20 protein-coding genes are annotated in these 17151 nt (G+C 28.8%); all 20 read right to left on the bottom strand.

The annotated features are described in order from the left end of the window. Positions 1–12: 12 nt before the first annotated feature. The 20 genes from O0R46_RS04120 to recN all read right to left on the bottom strand — a co-directional run bounded on the left by O0R46_RS04120 (position 13) and on the right by recN (position 17143). Positions 13–345 carry a L7Ae/L30e/S12e/Gadd45 family ribosomal protein gene (locus O0R46_RS04120; protein ID WP_269312317.1) on the bottom strand — a complete coding sequence of 111 codons (333 nt, stop codon included), beginning with the start codon at positions 343–345 and terminating at the stop codon, positions 13–15. A gap of 11 nt (positions 346–356) precedes the next feature. Beyond that, positions 357–644: an RNase P modulator RnpM gene (gene rnpM, locus O0R46_RS04115; protein ID WP_269312316.1), complete on the bottom strand. Its 288-nt coding sequence runs from the start codon at positions 642–644 to the stop codon at positions 357–359. A gap of 19 nt (positions 645–663) precedes the next feature. Next, entirely contained in the window at positions 664–1884 is a 1221-nt protein-coding gene (nusA, locus tag O0R46_RS04110; RefSeq protein ID WP_269312315.1) for a transcription termination factor NusA, read from the bottom strand. Between the two features lie 15 nt (positions 1885–1899). Continuing rightward, on the bottom strand, positions 1900–2367 hold the full coding sequence (locus O0R46_RS04105) for a ribosome maturation factor RimP (RefSeq protein WP_269312314.1): 468 nt from the start codon (positions 2365–2367) through the stop codon (positions 1900–1902). A gap of 184 nt (positions 2368–2551) precedes the next feature. Continuing rightward, positions 2552–2950 (bottom strand): hypothetical protein, encoded by a 399-nt coding sequence (locus O0R46_RS04100; RefSeq protein ID WP_269312313.1) that lies wholly within the window; start codon positions 2948–2950, stop codon positions 2552–2554. Positions 2951–3057: 107 nt separating this feature from the next. Beyond that, a complete protein-coding gene (locus tag O0R46_RS04095) occupies positions 3058–3537 on the bottom strand; it encodes a prepilin-type N-terminal cleavage/methylation domain-containing protein (RefSeq protein WP_269312312.1) in 480 nt (159 codons plus the stop codon). After that, on the bottom strand, positions 3538–4206 hold the full coding sequence (locus O0R46_RS04090) for a hypothetical protein (RefSeq protein ID WP_269312311.1): 669 nt from the start codon (positions 4204–4206) through the stop codon (positions 3538–3540). Between the two features lie 43 nt (positions 4207–4249). After that, complete coding sequence (locus O0R46_RS04085) at positions 4250–4663, bottom strand: hypothetical protein (protein ID WP_269312310.1); 414 nt, start codon at positions 4661–4663, stop codon at positions 4250–4252. Positions 4664–4752: 89 nt separating this feature from the next. Then, entirely contained in the window at positions 4753–5937 is a 1185-nt protein-coding gene (locus O0R46_RS10100) for a TVP38/TMEM64 family protein (RefSeq protein WP_331275621.1), read from the bottom strand. A 10-nt stretch (positions 5938–5947) separates the two neighbouring features. Beyond that, a complete protein-coding gene (locus tag O0R46_RS04075; RefSeq protein WP_269312309.1) occupies positions 5948–6661 on the bottom strand; it encodes a YdjY domain-containing protein in 714 nt (237 codons plus the stop codon). A 231-nt stretch (positions 6662–6892) separates the two neighbouring features. Further along, positions 6893–8137 (bottom strand): peptidase U32 family protein, encoded by a 1245-nt coding sequence (locus tag O0R46_RS04070; RefSeq protein WP_269312308.1) that lies wholly within the window; start codon positions 8135–8137, stop codon positions 6893–6895. Positions 8138–8198: 61 nt separating this feature from the next. Beyond that, positions 8199–8843 (bottom strand): O-methyltransferase, encoded by a 645-nt coding sequence (locus O0R46_RS04065; protein WP_269312307.1) that lies wholly within the window; start codon positions 8841–8843, stop codon positions 8199–8201. Between the two features lie 46 nt (positions 8844–8889). After that, positions 8890–9996, bottom strand: a complete 1107-nt coding sequence (gene mltG / locus O0R46_RS04060; protein WP_269312306.1) for an endolytic transglycosylase MltG — start codon at positions 9994–9996, stop codon at positions 8890–8892. Positions 9997–10026: 30 nt separating this feature from the next. Then, the gene (locus tag O0R46_RS04055) at positions 10027–10839 is read right to left on the bottom strand and encodes a purine-nucleoside phosphorylase (protein WP_269312304.1); all 813 of its coding nucleotides are present in this window, start codon (positions 10837–10839) and stop codon (positions 10027–10029) included. 10 nt (positions 10840–10849) lie between these two features. Then, positions 10850–11917, bottom strand: coding sequence for a DUF3866 family protein (locus O0R46_RS04050; RefSeq protein ID WP_269312303.1), 1068 nt, complete (start codon positions 11915–11917; stop codon positions 10850–10852). Between the two features lie 2 nt (positions 11918–11919). Next, the gene (locus O0R46_RS04045; RefSeq protein ID WP_269312302.1) at positions 11920–12747 is read right to left on the bottom strand and encodes a glycosyl transferase; all 828 of its coding nucleotides are present in this window, start codon (positions 12745–12747) and stop codon (positions 11920–11922) included. Continuing rightward, positions 12747–13439 carry a glycosyltransferase family 2 protein gene (locus O0R46_RS04040; RefSeq protein WP_269312301.1) on the bottom strand — a complete coding sequence of 231 codons (693 nt, stop codon included), beginning with the start codon at positions 13437–13439 and terminating at the stop codon, positions 12747–12749. The genes O0R46_RS04045 and O0R46_RS04040 overlap by 1 nt, the downstream gene beginning before the upstream one ends. An 8-nt stretch (positions 13440–13447) precedes the next feature. Further along, positions 13448–14314 (bottom strand): copper transporter, encoded by an 867-nt coding sequence (locus O0R46_RS04035; protein WP_269312300.1) that lies wholly within the window; start codon positions 14312–14314, stop codon positions 13448–13450. A 15-nt stretch (positions 14315–14329) separates the two neighbouring features. Then, positions 14330–15451 (bottom strand): putative cytokinetic ring protein SteA, encoded by a 1122-nt coding sequence (gene steA, locus O0R46_RS04030; RefSeq protein ID WP_269312299.1) that lies wholly within the window; start codon positions 15449–15451, stop codon positions 14330–14332. After that, complete coding sequence (gene recN, locus O0R46_RS04025; protein WP_269312298.1) at positions 15452–17143, bottom strand: DNA repair protein RecN; 1692 nt, start codon at positions 17141–17143, stop codon at positions 15452–15454. It lies immediately after the preceding gene. Positions 17144–17151: the final 8 nt, after the last annotated feature.

Genomic DNA, 17151 nt, shown 5'->3' with positions numbered 1-17151 from the left:
CACCTCCTTAAATTAGTCCGACAATGCCCCTAATAATTTTTTAATTTGCAAGGCCATATTTTTATCCTTTATACCCAATACAGCTCTCGGACTTTTACCTATTGCACCACCTATTTCAACCTTATTGCCAAAATGGTAGCAATCAATATTTCTAAAACTGCATTTATCTTCGAATAATTTTTTCGTGTTATCTGATGCATCTTCTGCTAAAATAACCAAGTATAAATTCTTTTTCTTAACTTCTTTTATTGTTGTATCATCACCTGATACTAAAAAACCAGCTCTTCTCGCAAGCCCAAACCATGAATATATTTTCTTTATATTTATATCTTCAATATTTTGCATATATTCATCCTCTACTTAATTTCTTCTTTATTTATTTTTCTCAATTCATCAATTAAATGATTGTATATTTCATCTTCAACATTCATTTTAAATGCTCTATTAAGTGCTTTACTTTTTATGGCTTTATTCAAGCATTCTTCGGTAGCGCATACATATGCACCTCTTCCATTAGCTCTACCGCTTGGATCTAAAAATATTTCATTCTCCTTAGTCTTGACTATTCTGACCAAAGATTTTTTATCTCCTCTTTGTTGACATGCTATACATTTTCTTTGAGGTACTTTTTTTACTTTATTCATAACGACACCTCTATGCTTTCTAAACTTCTTCAGTTTCCTCAGCTACAAGATTTTCTTCAGTTTTATTTTCTAATTCTTGACTTGAAGTTTCTGAATCGATATCTTCTTTAACTTCTTTTGTAGAGATTGTTTCTTTTATTTTCTTATTAGTGTTTTCTATAGTTTCTAATAATTCTCTTTCATCTTCTTCTGTAAATGAAGATTCTGGTTTTATGTCAATCTTCCAATTTGTAAGTCTAGCTGCAAGTCTAGCATTTTGACCTTCCTTACCTATAGCTAGAGATAATTGATAATCTGGTACAATTACTACTGCAGATTTTTCAGCTTCATTTATAAATACCTTAGAAACTTTTGATGGGCTAAGTGAAGCTTCTACAAATTCACTTATATCATCACTATACTTAACTATATCAATTTTTTCATCACCAAGTTCATCTACTATGTTTCTAACTCTAATTCCCTGAGTACCTACACATGCACCGATTGGATCTATCTTATCATCTATAGATTTTACAGCCATCTTTGTTCTTGACCCAGCTTCTCTTGAAATTGATTTTATCTGAACTATACCTTGCTGTATTTCAGGTACTTCCATCTCGAATAATCTCTTTACTAAACCAGTATGACTTCTAGAAACCAATATCTGCGGATTTTTACTAGTTTTATTTACATCTACTACATAGAACTTCATAGTATGTCCTATTGTATATTCTTCTCCCTTTATCTGCTCACTCTGTAAAAGTATACCTTCACCCTTACCTATTTGAACAAATACTATCTGTTTACCATCTCTTATAGAAGTTCTTGAGATTTCTCCTGTTATTAATTCATCTTGTTTTTCAACAAACTCATTATAAGTTCTTTCTCTTTCAGCTTCTCTTATTTTTTGAACTACTATTTGTTTTGCTGTCTGAGCAGCTATTCTTCCAAAATCCTTTGGAGTGACTTCATGCTCAATTATATCACCTAATTCATAGTTAGGACTGATCTCTCTTGCATCTGATAGTTCAATTTCAAGAAATGTATCATATAAATCAGATTCATCTACAACTACTCTTTGTGAATAAACTTTGATATCACCAGTTTGTCTGTTTAAATCAACTCTTACATTTTGTGCCGACCCAAAGTTCTTCTTATAAGCTGAAGTCAGTGCCTGTTCTATTGTTTCAAGCAGTACTTCTCTATCGATTCCTCTGTCTCTTACAAGCTCATCTAATGCTTGCATAAATTCATTATTCATATTATTCCTCCAAAATTAAAACTTAACAGCTAATCTAATTTGAGCTATGTCTTTTCTATCAAATATTATTTTCTTATCATTATATTCAAGCTCTACATTTCCTTTTTCATCTAATCCCACTAATGTAGCTTCAAAATGCTTAGTTTTTAATTCTTCATCATTTTTATATAGCTTAACTTCAACTTCTTTTCCTGAATACTTAGAAAATTCCTTTTCTCTTTTTAGTACTCTATCAATTCCTGGCGAGCACACTTCTAGAAAATAATTTTCTACAATAAAGTCATTTTCGTCTAGTATTGGGTTTATTACTCTACTTAGATTTTCACATTCATCTAGTCCAATACCATCTGGACTATCTATTATTACCCTAAGATAGTATACTCCAGCTTCTTTTACATATTCGACATCAACTAATTCGTAAGCTAGCTCATCAACACTTGGCTTGATTAGTTCTTCAACTCTTTGTGCGGTATTTTTTTTCATTTCACACCTCCATATTCAATTGTAATTGTAAAGAGTTATTCATAACTTTTTACATAAAAAATTGTGAGCCAAATTCGCCTCACAATCCACGTTTTATATTGCAATTATTATTATAACATAAATAATTGAACTTTACAAGATTCTATCACTATAAGCAATAAATGAAACTAATGGCTTATATATTCTATTTATATACTCTAAATTTATGTATATATTTTGTATTTTCTAATATCATTACTAGTTTTATATCTAAATATTTATATTCAATATCATCTTCTTTACTCACTATAACTAACATTTTATCTATAAAATTAGCAAGTTGATATTTACCATTGTTTTCTATGTATATATTATTTGATTCACTTTTAATTTCACTATAAACTATACTCTCTCTTTTATTTACAATATGACCAGTATAAACTATAGACTTGCAAGGCCTATAATCTTCTTTATCTTTTTGGCCATAACAAATACATTCTTTTATAGTATCAGCTTTTTGTAATTCATATCTAATCTTATTTTCGCATGATATAGCAATTTCTTGTAATTCAATAGTATTATAGTTTTCTTTAGCAGTTTGCATTGATAAAACTAATAATAGATATATAAATGATATTACAAATATTGCTATACTTAAATATATTATTGTTTGACCTAAAATATATGCATTTTTCTTTATGATATCATCTCCTAATTAATTTTTAAGCAAGAATTTAAGTATAGTATTTCATTTTTATTTTTTTTATAATCAACATCATATGACCTGACTCTACCGCTTCCCAGCATGATTGTTATTTTACTTGCTAATTTATTTTTTTCGTCATAAATATATATGCTTTGTCCATTTTTAGGAGTACCTTTTCTATTGTAATCCCTAAAATCTATATTATTTTTTATACTGGCAAATTTCAACCCCTGTCTAAGCTCATATCTCTTAATTACAATACCTGATTCCACTATTTTATATGAGTTAGAATATATTCTTACATACCTCGTACCACCCATATTTTGACTAATTATTTGATTTTCTCGTATAATAGATTCAAACATTTTAATTTCACTCTGAATCATATATTTTTCTATATGTATTTTGGGATAAGATATTAATAGAAATATTCCAAGAATACTAATGCTAATTACAAGTTCTATAGCAGTAAAGGCACTTTTCATCTATACCTCCAATATCTTTATCAAAGTTTTTATCTTATTACTATCCATATTATTTGTAAATTCTATTTTATATTGATCGTATATACTCTGTTTACTAGTTGTACCTTCTTGACTAATTTCATATGGGTTTATTACTCTTATCACAAATGATTTATTTCTTATATATTTTCCCTCTTTTAAAAAAGAATCCATATAAATATCTATATAATTTTTTTCTTTAATAATTCTATATAGTCCGTCTTCAGTTCTACTAATACCGTAAATAATATTATCATGGTTATAAAATTTTTTATTTATTATTGAATTTATAAATTCACCATTTTTATCTGAACATTCTTTTATAAAATATATTGAATCCTTATTTTCTTTTAATATTTGCTCTAGTGCATAAAATGCATTTATTTGAGCTACTTTTATTATTAGTTTAGATTTATAATCAACATATATAAGCTTTTCTTCTTCCTTATAAAAAGAAAAATTTTGGGCATATATAGATGTGCTAACCATTATAATGCTAATAATGAAAAGCATTATAATTAAACAATTAATTGATAAATTTGCTTTTTCACTTGTGTAAAATAGATTATTAATATTGTGTATTTTATTTTTTTCATCTATATAATTATCTTTTCTATTTCCATAAAACTTATAAATATATTTTTTTATCATATAAAATAATACCTCATATTCTGTACACTTAGAATATTAAACTTTAATTCAATGAATTTCCAACTATTGCATATGATTTAATAGTTTTATTCATTATATATTTGTTTTTTTCGCTACTTTTTATTATTTCTTCAATTTCTACTAATCCGAATTTTTCATCAAGTATTTTTAATCTTCTCCTTATGAAATATTTATCTTCTGATTTTATATTTTTATAATTTGCATCAGTAATAGTGATATTAAATGACTCAATATCTATATGTTTACTGTGTTCAATTAAATTTATGTCTTCCTCTATATGATTTTGTAGAATATAATTCATATCCATGCTAGTATGTAGCCTTGATTTCCATAAATTTATATTAGATATAAATAAAGAAAAAACAAGCAATATTATAGAAAATAAAATTATAGATAAGGTTAAATCCATAGTTAAATACGCTTTTTTGGTTTCCATAAATCATTCCTCCGAAATATTATAGTCAACAAATAAAAAAATACCTCTAAAATTAGTTAGTTTACTAATCTAGAGGTATTTTTTATATTTTATACGTTAGCTTTTTGTTTTTTCTCTTGCTTGTCATTATATATTTTCTTTGCTATACCTATCATTATAGAAAGTGCAAATAAAGTTAACAACCCTACAAACAATTTTTGAGCACCACCTGTAAGTGTTCCACCTACATAGGAATAAACTATTGTAGCTGGTAATTGACCTATACCTGTAGCCACAAAAAATGACCAAAAACTCATACTAGTAAGACCTGCTCCATAGCTCACGAAATCAAATGAAACAAATGGAAGTAATCTACATATTAATATTGTATATTTTCCATATTTTTCAAAAAATACATCAACGCTTTCCATAGCTCCTTTGCTAGTCAATTTCTCTACTACATCCCTACCCAGTGCTCTGGCTATAAAGAAACATAAAGCTGCTCCTGCCATTGCCGATGACCAGGATAGTATTGCTCCTTTTACCCAACCAAATATTGCTGCATTTGATAATGTTATCAAAAATGCTGGTATAGGTGCTGCAATTGATTGTAATACCATAAGTATAAATGATACCACTGCAGCCATTGGTCCATATGACCTTAAATAGGCTATCACTATTTTTGTATCAAGTTTTGATATAGTTGAAAATGCCTCATTTATATTTTTATTTATTGACGGTATTAAATAATATGCTCCTAACAACATAGCTATAAATACAAGTGCTATTATTCTCTGAATTTTTCTTTGTTTTTTTATTTTTGCTATTTCTTCTGGAGTTTTTTCTTCCCTAAGATCCTTTATTTTTACTTCTTTTTCTTTTCTTTCTTTCTTTTCAGCTTTTGTATAATAAGTTTGATATTTTTTCTGAGTTAAAGCAATATAAAGATTTACTATATTAACGAATACTATTATAGCTATCGTAGGTATCAAAATATTAGAAATAGGACCCTGATAATCTATAGTTTCTTTAATTACATAGAATAAGCTTGTTAATTTACCTGTAATTAAACCTAAGGCTATTGTCATTCCCTCTAATATAAAAAATATATATCGGTTTGGTATAGTAGAATAAGCCACTCCTAAAATCAATCCAAAACCTGTAAATATATACATTACTAAAGGATGCCCTACCATCATTTCATAGTTTACATTAAAGAACAAGAGTAAACAGATTAAAAATCCTAATGCTATACCCGTAGTTAAATGATAAAAAAATGCTCTTAATCTCTTCAATTAATCCCCCTTATTCAGCAATACTATATGTTATAGCAACATATGTTCCATCTTCTGGCAAAATATCTTGATTTCCATTAAATTTTACTTCTCCTCTCTTTTCTACAGCACCCATAGTGTATGTAGTATTAGAGATTATACCTACTGGACAAGAATCTAAGCATGCTAGACATCCAGTTTTCTTTGTCTTGGCTCTTTCTAGATTACCACCAAATCTAAAATCGATTTTCTTTCCGTTACTATCTTTTATTACTTCGTTTATATCATAATCTTTTTGTGAACCATTCCATTTAACAGTAGCCTTAATTTTACTTCCTTCTACGTGTGTTTTCATTGCATTATCAGGAGTCATATTATTTCCTGGTTTGCCACCTATTGCTATTAATCCATTATAGAAATCTTCTGGAGTAGCATATGCAGTAAATACTGATTTTGTACCATTACTACCATCTTTTTGTACTGATGCATGTCTTGTATTTTCAGTAAAATATTTTCCATTAACTGAAGATAATACTGTAACAGTCTTGGCTTGCTTATCAACCTTAATTGGATTCTTTAGAGAAACACCACCAACTTCATCAACTGCTTTGTTATCAACTTTTTGTTCAGTTTTCTTTTCATCCTTATTTGATGAGTCTTTTTTATCACTAGCACCGCATGCAGTTAATCCACCAGCTAATGATAAACATAAAATACTAGCTAAAAACTTATTAGATAATTTCATTTTTTTTGCCCCCTATTTTTTAATTTTAATTACTATTTCATTATAACATGTTAAAAGTTATTTATTTCTTAGGATATAAATTTTATTCTAAATATATATTGTATTTTTCTATTTAATATATTTATATTTATTTATTTTTTCTATTATTGTTTTATTATTTAAACACAAAAAGCTTTAAAACACCTTTTCATATGCGTTTTAAAGCTTTTTCGTTTAACATTTAAATATTTATTATTCTTCTATATTCTTACTTTCAATTTCTTTTCTAAGCATAAAGTTTACTCCCACATTATCTGGTAATTTAATCTTTACGATTTGTCTTGGATGAGGAGCTGCCTCAATAGGATTTCCTTCTTCATCCAGCATTTCTTTAATAGTAGCACTCATAGTATCAGTGAATGGTCCGATTATTTCTATATTATCTCCTACTACCATCTTATTTCTCTGCTCTACACTAAAGAATCCATTCTCATCTTTATCTCCAACTACAAGTCCGACAAAATCATAGTTTCTAACATAAGAAGCAGAAGCATAATTTTGGTCATCTTCATCTGGTTTTTCATTGAAAAATCCTGTAGTGAAGTGTCTGTGACTTCCCTTTTTTAATTCTTCCAACCACATTGGATTAAACTTCCAACTCTGTGGATTCTTATAATACTCATCCAATGCCATTCTATATGCTCTTACTACTGTAGCTACATAATAAGCAGTTTTCATTCTACCTTCTATCTTCAAACTAGTAATACCTGCATCAATTATCTGAGGTATGTATTCTATCATACATAAATCTTTTGAATTAAAGAAGAATGTGCCTCTTTCATCTTCATAAACTGGAAAATACTCTCCAGGTCTTTTCTCTTCTACAAGATTATATTTCCATCTACAAGACTGGGCACAAGACCCTCTATTTGCATCTCTACCTGTCATGTAGTTACTAATTAAACATCTACCTGAATAAGATATACACATTGCACCATGCACAAATGCTTCAATATCTGTACCTTCTGGTGCATGCTCTCTAATTTCTTTAACCTCATCAAATGATAGTTCTCTAGCAACTACTACTCTTTTTGCTCCAAGCCTATACCAGAAATTAGCTGTTTGATAATTAGTTGTATTAGCCTGTGTACTTATATGAAGCTCCATGTTTGGCAATGTATCTCTAATTATCTGTATTACTCCTGGATCAGATGCAATAAGTGCATCAACACCAGCCTCATCTAATTCTTTAATGTAATCTTCAAAACCTTCAAAATCATCACTATGAGGTATAATATTTACAGTAACAAATATTCTCTTTCCTCTTTCATGAGCAAACTCTGCACCCTCTTTTATATCCTCTATAGTAAAATTTTTGGCAGCTGTTCTCATACCAAAATTTTCTCCACCTAAATATACCGCATCTGCACCATATTCAAAAGCTATTTTTAGCCTTTCCAAATCTCCAGCAGGTGCTAGTAATTCTACTTTTTCCATTTAATACTCCCTTCTATCTTTCATTTATACCATAACTATATACCCATAAAATTTTTTAATACTATTTTTTTATTGTAATAGCTAGTCCATCACCTATTGGTATAATTGATGTGTCAAACCTATCATCATTAGAAATATAATCTAAATAAGTTCTCATCCTTTTAACTATAGTCTTTTTTCTTCTAACTACTAAAGCATCACTTGCAATCATACCTTTATACAGTATATTATCAGAAATTATAAGACCACCCTTTTCTAATTTATCTATTACCATATCGAAAAATAATTTATATTGACCCTTTGCTGCATCAATAAAAATCATGTCAAATTTTCCTTCTATATCCGCAAGTGTTTCTTCAGCGTTTCCTACCAATATCTTTATCTTATCTTCATAACCAGCTTTTTTAATATTTTCTTCTGCTTTTTCAAGCATAAGAGGATTTCTTTCTGTTGTTATTATATCTACTTGTCCATCAAGTGTATCTTCAAAAAAGATTGATGAATATCCAATTGCACAGCCTATTTCTAATATTCTTTTTGGTTTATGCATTTTGAGTAGTACATAAAGTAATTGAGATACTTCTTTATGTATTATCGGTACTGAATTTTCTTTGGCATATTCCTCCATTTCAGCTATCAAACCATGTCTTTTTTTCATTGTATTTCTTATATATTCTTCTACGGAATCATTTACTATATTGCTCATATCTTCCTCTCTAAAAAGCAGGGGATCTAAGTCCCCCGCCACAAAATTAATTTTCTTTTGACTTTGCTTTGTCCTGATCACCATACATTTCTTGTCTGTATTTATCAGCACTTTGCTTGTGTTCTTTAAAAGTCTTGCTATATGAATTAGTACCATCTTTATTTGTTACAAAATATAGGTAATCTGTTTTCTTTGGATTAGCTGCTGCCTTTAAAGACTTTATTCCTGGACTTGCTACCGGAGTTGGTGGCAAACCATTGTTAAGGTAAAGATTATATGGTGATTTAACTTTTAAATCCTTGAATAATACTCTTCCTTTTCTTTCAGGTAAGCCGTATTGAAGTACTGCATCTGATTGCAATCTCATATTCTTATCTAACCTATTATAGAAAATTCCAGCTATTATATCTCTATCTGAATCATTTACAGCTTCCTTTTCAACAATTGATGCCATTATAACTGTGTCATAAAAATCATACTTATTTTTTTGTGCATCATCTCTTGCATATTTATTGTAATTCTTTTCAAACTCACTAATCATATTTGTAAAGATTTCTTTTTCACTAGCACCCTTTTTTATATAATATGTTTCAGGATACAAAAATCCTTCTAATGTTGTTATCTTAGAATTTTTCAGGAATTTAAATTTAGATGAAAATTCATCAGGACTTTTAAATAATTTTGTGAATTTATCTCTATCTCCTAAATTGTTTTTTACTAATATATCTACTATCTCGCTTGATAAACTTCCTTCTGGTATAGTCACCTTTTTCCCATCTTGATAAATTTTCCCATTTACAAGCTTATCCGCTATAGTTTTATTATCCATGTTCTGAGATAATTTATATTTACCTGCTAATATTTTTTCTGCCTTGCCAGTGTTCTCTACTTGATTTACAAAAACTCTCTTATTTCTAATTAAATTTTTATCCTTTAATATTTTTGCTATTGATTTGGCTGAAGATCCATCTGGTATTTCTACTATTATATCTTGTTTTGAATTAGGATTAACAGCTCTTACTGCCATATTATTATAAAGCTTGCCTGCACCTGCAATTAAAGCAATTATTACAACTAAAACAATTAACACTCTACCAATTCTTAGCCTTACTCTTTTTTTTCTTTTCGGTCTTGGATTTTTATATTGTCTCATCATTCGCATCACCATCCTATATTAAAATTCTTATATTTTGAGTACTATTTCTTCAACTAATTTTGATAAATTATTTTTTACTCTATTAGTAGTTTCTATTACTTCTTTATGATTCAATACCATATCAGATATACCTGCAGCTAAATTACTAATACATGATATAGCTATTACATCCATATCGCAGTAATTTGCTACTATAGCTTCAGGAACAGTAGACATTCCTACTGCATCTGCCCCCATTAAACTAGCCATTCGTATTTCTGCTGGAGTTTCATAACTTGGTCCAGAAAAATACATATATACGCCTTCTTTAACTTCTATATTATTTTCAACAGCACATTTTTTAACTAGTTCTCTATATTTCTTTTTATAAATATTTGACATATCTGGAAATCTAGGTCCTAAATCATCATCATTGGGTCCTATCAGTGGATTTTTTCCACTAAAATTTATGTGATCATTTATTATCATTATATCTCCTGCTGAAAATGAATGGTTACACCCACCAGCAGCATTGGTCAATAATATTTTTTCTATTCCCAATTTCTTAAATATCTTTATTGGATAAGTAATCTCTTCTTGAGTAAAACCTTCATAATAGTGTATTCTACCTTGCATAGCTAGAACTTTTTTACCAAATAAATCACCTATAATAAGCCTATTTCGATGAGATTGTACGCTTGATATTTTAAAATGAGGTATATCTGAATAATTTATGATTATAGGATTTTCAATTTTATCTCCTATAAAACCCAAGCCTGATCCTAAAATCATCCCAATTTCTACTCTTCCAGAATAGATTTCTTGAATATAGGATAAAGTCTCATTTATTTTTTCCTTCATAAGACCTCCATTATTTACTTATAAAATATGCAACTACTGAAGCAGCCTCAAAAAATTCTTGATCTTCTTCAAATTTTCTTCCCATAGTACTTACTTTTAGACTATACTTGTCTAAATCATTTTTTGTATCTACATATTCTTCAAAATAAATTTCATGTTTTTTATCTATAAAATTAATTTTTATCTGATTCTTTATTATATCTAATTTTTCCTTTTCATACAAGGAATTAAATACAATCTTAGTTTTTCTATTGGCTATTTGCCCTAATATTGTAAGACTGTGATGTGAAATCCCCTGATGTCTTTGTCTAGCATCAGCAAAACTAATTCTTGGTATAAAAAAAGATTGTCCACCTAAAATATCTACTGCATCAATTATTGTAGCTTGGTCTATACCGCTAAATCCATATTTTGTACCCGTTCCAGCTATACCAGGTCCCATGGCAACAAGTACACAGTCTGCCTTACATATTTCCTTTGCAGTTATCAATGCCGTATATATATTTATGCATTCATAATCTCCTCCAAAGGCACTACCATAAGTTATTGTATTATCTATAAGTCCTATTTTTTTGAGATTTTCAACATTTTTACTAAATGAAATTGGAAGTGCCGCACTATCAGTCATTATGTATACTAATTTTTTATCGGGATTAATTTTTTTATAAGTGGCTGAAAAAGGTTGAAGTATGCTGTGTAGTGCTCCAATTGCTACCGGCATACCATCAAGTGTTTCAAATTTATTTATGATATCATGATAAGGACTACCTTGTTCCTCTACAGCATCAACTTTTATCTGAATTGGAGTATACCTCATTTTCATAATGTGACCACCATCGTGATATTTTGAGGTTTTGTTATCTTCATTCAGAATCACAAAATGTGATCCACCTGTTCCAAGACTTAGTTCTACAGCAGTAGTATTTAAAATTAAGTTATCCCCTATCTTAGCTAGGCCGGTTAAGCCAATATAGTTATAAGCACGGTATTCTTTTCCTTCTACTTCAACTATGAGATCTTGAATTTGATCATTTTCACTTTTTATCCTAATAACCTTACCTGGTTTTTTACTTAGCATAACTAATTCCTTCCTAATTTATCTATAAAATTTAAAAACTTATTACTTTCTATTATTTTAGTTAGAGAATATTTTTCTGTTAGTATATGCAATGCAACTAATATTATTAAATACATTAATTGTATTTTAAAATCATATGAAATTAATATCAATACACCTAAAAAAACTCCCAGTACATTTGAACCAGTATCCCCCATCATAGCAAGCGCTCTTAAATCAAAATAAAAATAAGCAACAACAGCTGGTATTAAAATCATTGAAAGCGCTCTATTAAATCCACTATTAAAAATCAATAATAACAAAGATATAAATAAAAAAACTTTTATTGCTCTTCCTGGCCTCAAATCTAATAAATTCATTAAATTCGTAGATAATGCGACTAAGACAGCGCCTAATAAAATTTCAGGTATTGACTTTGTTAATGCTACAGACACTAAAATTCCTACAAACCCACCTGTAAGTGCTTTAAACCCACCAGTAGTAAGTTTTCCTTTAAATAAAGATATAAAATGTCCTTTTAGTCCACTTATATCTCTATTACCTAGACAATCATCCAATAATCCAGTCAAACACATTGTAATCATTGCTGAAATAAGAATAAATGCCAATAAAATTTGTGGCTTTGTTGGAGATAAAAAAGCTAATATAGCTCCATTTATTATTATATTAGGTATAAAACATAAACCCATACCCACTGGTATATTTATCCTTTTATAATTTGGCCTAATTAAACCAGAATCAATTAACATATTTTTTACTAGGTAAATAGATAGACTGGAAACTATAATTCCAAAAATAAATAAAGCTAATGCTAAAATATTATTGCTCATTATTTATTCCCCCACTCTTTTTCTTTAGCCTTTGCGATTTTTCTAATATGTAAGTATTGCTTACCTCTATGTATAAAACCACTTAAATCTCTTCCTGTTTCATTATGAGTCATATCTACTATTACTTCTTTAATTCTATAACCCCATTTTAATATATCAATTGTCATTCCAACTTCTACACCGTATCCATCTGGTATTGATTCAAACTTTTCAATTACTTGTCTTTTAAATGCCCTTTGACCTGAAATAGTAGCATTTAATATAACTCCCGTTTGTTTATAAACAGAATCTCTAGCAAGCCTTTTTACAAATCCCATTCCACCTTTTTTACTAGCTGGTCTGAATTGAGCTATACATACATCGCACTCACCATTTATCACTGGTTCAATTATCTTTATGACTTCTACAGATGTTGAACCTAAATCGCCATCTAAGAATACTACTATTTCCGCTCTACTATCCAACATTTTTAGACCTATCTCAAGAGCTCTCCCCTTGCCTTTATTTAGATTCTGTATATGAAATTTTAATTTCTCGCAATTATAGCTTTCTAATACTTTTTTTGTATTATCACTAGATCCATCATCAACTACTATAATTTCATCGATTTTTTCAATATCTTTTATACCATCCAAAGTAGACTTTATTCTTGACTCTTCATTGTAGGCTGGTATTATTACACTTGTGAACATACTACCTCCTATTTAACTTTCGGTACTAGTATTGTATCCTTATTTATATTACCAAAAGCTCCATTTTCATCTTCATTTAGTAATATTTGAACTAAAGCAACTCTTCCACTAGATTCATCTATATTATTTACAGTTGCTACTTTTAACTTATTAAATTTCTGTATATTTTCAATGCTTGATGCACTAGTCTGTACAACAACCATTCTTTTTTCATCTCTTAAATTATTTACAATTGGTTTTTCAATATTATCAAATTTATTTTTAACTTTTGCATTCGAATTAGTAAATAATACTATATTATTAATAGCATTAAAGTCACCTGTAGATTTATCTATCTTTACATATTCTAATTCTTCTAATTTTTTTAGCGTACCTATCTTACTAGGATTTCTTATTGCATCAGCTATAAAGTTAATAAGTTCATTATTATTTTTTAAATTAGTTCCTAATTTTTGGTTAACTTTTGTTAAAGTATCCTTTCCTAATAAAGCATCTTTTAAAGTGATATTCATAGATACTTCTGCACCTGATTCTACAAGTGATTTCTGTATAGTATCTACACTTTCTTTTTCATTTAAAGAAATCAGTGCTATTCTTTTATCCTTTAAGCGTCCGGAATTTAATGTTGATTCATTTTGATCAATATATGACTTTAGATTATCAATACTTGTATTATATGCTTTATTTTCAGCAACAATAGCCTCATTTTGCTCTTTTTGTGAGCTTATCTGTTTATCTATATCTTTTATGATGGATTCATTTTGTTTTTGTATATTTTCATTCGATCCTAGATTAGATCCAACAAAAATACCTATACCCAAAGCTAAAAATATAGCACTTATAGATACTATAAAATATTTAAAATTAATATGCATTTTATTTACCTTCCTTTATATATTTAGTAGTAACTTTAATTTCAATTGTAATAATTGCATAAATGTTTGAGCCTTTGGAGAAAGGCTAGCAATTATCAACACTGGGAAAAGTGCTGTCAATATTAAAGCTATTATGTATTTGAATTTTAATCTACTCTTGTAAAGTGTAGATACTCCCTTTGCATCAACTAATTTAGCACCTATTTTTAATCTTACCAAGAAAGTTGAAGCCATACCTTTTCTTCCCTTTTCAAGAAAGTCAATCATATTTGAATGTGTTCCAAGAGCAACTATTAATTTTGCATTATATTCATATGCAATAAGCATAGCAATATCCTCACTAGTACCTGGTGATGGCATTACTACTGATTTTAGTCCAAGATTTTCTACGCGTCCAAGACCTGGTGCTCTTCCGTCCACATAAGCATGAACTACTATCTCTTTTGCAGCTTTTAGAGCTTCATCACTCACGCTATCCATATCTCCTACCACTACATCAGGCGTATATCCAAATTCCATTAGAGCATCTGCACCACCATCAACTCCTACCAATATTGGCTTTACCTCTTCAATATAAGATAGCATCATCTGTAAATCTGATTTATAATTATGTCCTCTTACAACGACTAATACATGTCTCTCATCATAGACTGTAGACATTTTAGGTATTGGCACATCTCCTAATATCAAACCTTTTTCTTTTTTTGCATATTCAATTGTATTGTCTATAAATCTATCTAATTCCTCACCTATATTGTCGTAAGCATCTTTTATTTTTTGAACAACGACTTCCTTATCCATTAAAAGACCACTAGCTACTTGCAATCCATTTTTAAAGATTTTTCCATCTTCTACTAAAATAGTATCGTTCTCTTCCAAAAGATCAAAAGCTTCCTTACCAATATTATCAATAATTAATATGCCATTATCTACTAAAATTTCTGGTCCTGCATTTGGATATCTCCCACTTATACTTTCATCTGCATTTATAACTAACCTAACTTTGGCTTCTACTAAAGATCTAGCTGCCACTTCATCAAGGTCAATATGATTTATTACTGCTATTTGACCAGCTTCTATTCTTTTAGCGAGTTTTTTTGTCTTTCTATCTTTTCTCATTTTTGCTTCTACTCGCATTTATTTACCCCCAAACTTTTTTATTTCATTTGCTAGTTTTATCATTTCATCAGCATGTTCTAGTGTTTTTTTACTAATAATCTTTCCTGAAATAAGTCTAGCAATTTCTTGTTTTCTATCTTCAATTACACTAACATTTGTGTATGTTCTTTTATTCTCCACATTTTTTTCTATATAATAGTGCTGGTCTGCAAATGATGCAATTTGTGGCAGATGAGTTATACATATTATCTGTTTTTCTCTCGCTATTGCTGATAATTTCTCACCAACAATCTGTGCTGCCCTTCCACTAATACCAATATCAATTTCATCAAATACCATTGTCTCAATTTTATCGACATCAGATAATATTTTCTTAAAAGCCAATACAAATCGAGACATTTCACCACCTGATGCCACCTTATTAAGTGGATTTAAATTCTCTCCAATATTGAATGATACGAAAAACTCCACATCATCTTGACCTTGATCATTATATACTATTTTATTAAACATTACCTTAAATCTGGTATTTTTCATATTTAAACTTATTAATTCTTCTTTTAAAGAGTTTTCCAATAAAACAGCCATTTCTTGTCTTTTGACAGTCAATTGATCCGCCACTTTTGAAAGTCTTTTTTCTTGTTCTATTAATTCTTTGTTTAATTTTTCATTTTTTTCTGTTCTATTTTCTATATCACTTAATCTATTTTTAATTTTATCTAAGTATTTAAAAATTTCTTCAATTGTATCACCGTATTTTCTTCTCAGGTTATTTACAACATCCAATGATTCCTGTATTTCTTCTAACATATATGGTTCAAAATTTAAAGATTCCATATAATTCCTAATTTGGTATGATAATTCCTGAGAATCTATCATTACTCTTTCGCTTAATTCATATATTTGCCCTAAGTTATCATCAAAGTTAGCAACTCTCTGTGTTGAGTTGCTAACCGTACCTAACAAATCTATTGCATTAGATTCTTTTTCGTGTAGAATTTCAAAGCAATATGCCAGTTCCTTATAAATCTTCTCACTATTTTCAAATATATCTTTTTTCTTTAATAAATCTTGGTAATTATCCTCATTCAAATTTGCAGCTTCTATTTCCTCAATTTGAAATTTTAATAAATCAATCTCTCTCTGAAGCTCTTGTTCTGACTTATTATCATTTAAACTTTTAATTTGTCCTTTTATATCAAGATACCTATCATATTCTTTTGAATATTTTTCAATAGAAACTTTTATTTTATCCTTTGAAAATAAATCTAAAAATTCGATATGCTTTTCTTTATTATATAGCACCTGATTTTGATTTTGACCATGCATATCTACAATATGAGACATTAAATTTTTTAAATCATTTATTCTTATATTTTTTCCATTAACTTTGGCTACTGTCTTACCATCCTCATATAGTTTTCTATTTACTATAACCTGCCCACTCTCATCAATATCAATATTTAAATCTGATAGTGCTTTAATAAAGGACTTATTTTTTGTAAATAGCATTAGCTCTACTTGGCCTTCACTACATGATTTTCTTATAAATGACCTATCATACTTGCCACCCAAACACAAATTCAAAGCCCCAAGCACTATCGACTTACCAGATCCAGTCTCACCAGTGAGTATATTAAGTTTATTCTCAAAGTTTACTCTCGCTTCTTCAATAAGTGCACAATTTTTGATATACAATTCGTAAATCATTTTTCCTC

The sequence above is a fragment of the Peptostreptococcus equinus genome (genome assembly GCF_027125355.1).
Taxonomy (GTDB): Bacteria; Bacillota; Clostridia; order Peptostreptococcales; family Peptostreptococcaceae; genus Peptostreptococcus; species Peptostreptococcus equinus.
The sequence above is the reverse complement of the archived record's forward strand: the minus strand, read 5'-3'. Positions and strand labels throughout refer to the sequence as shown.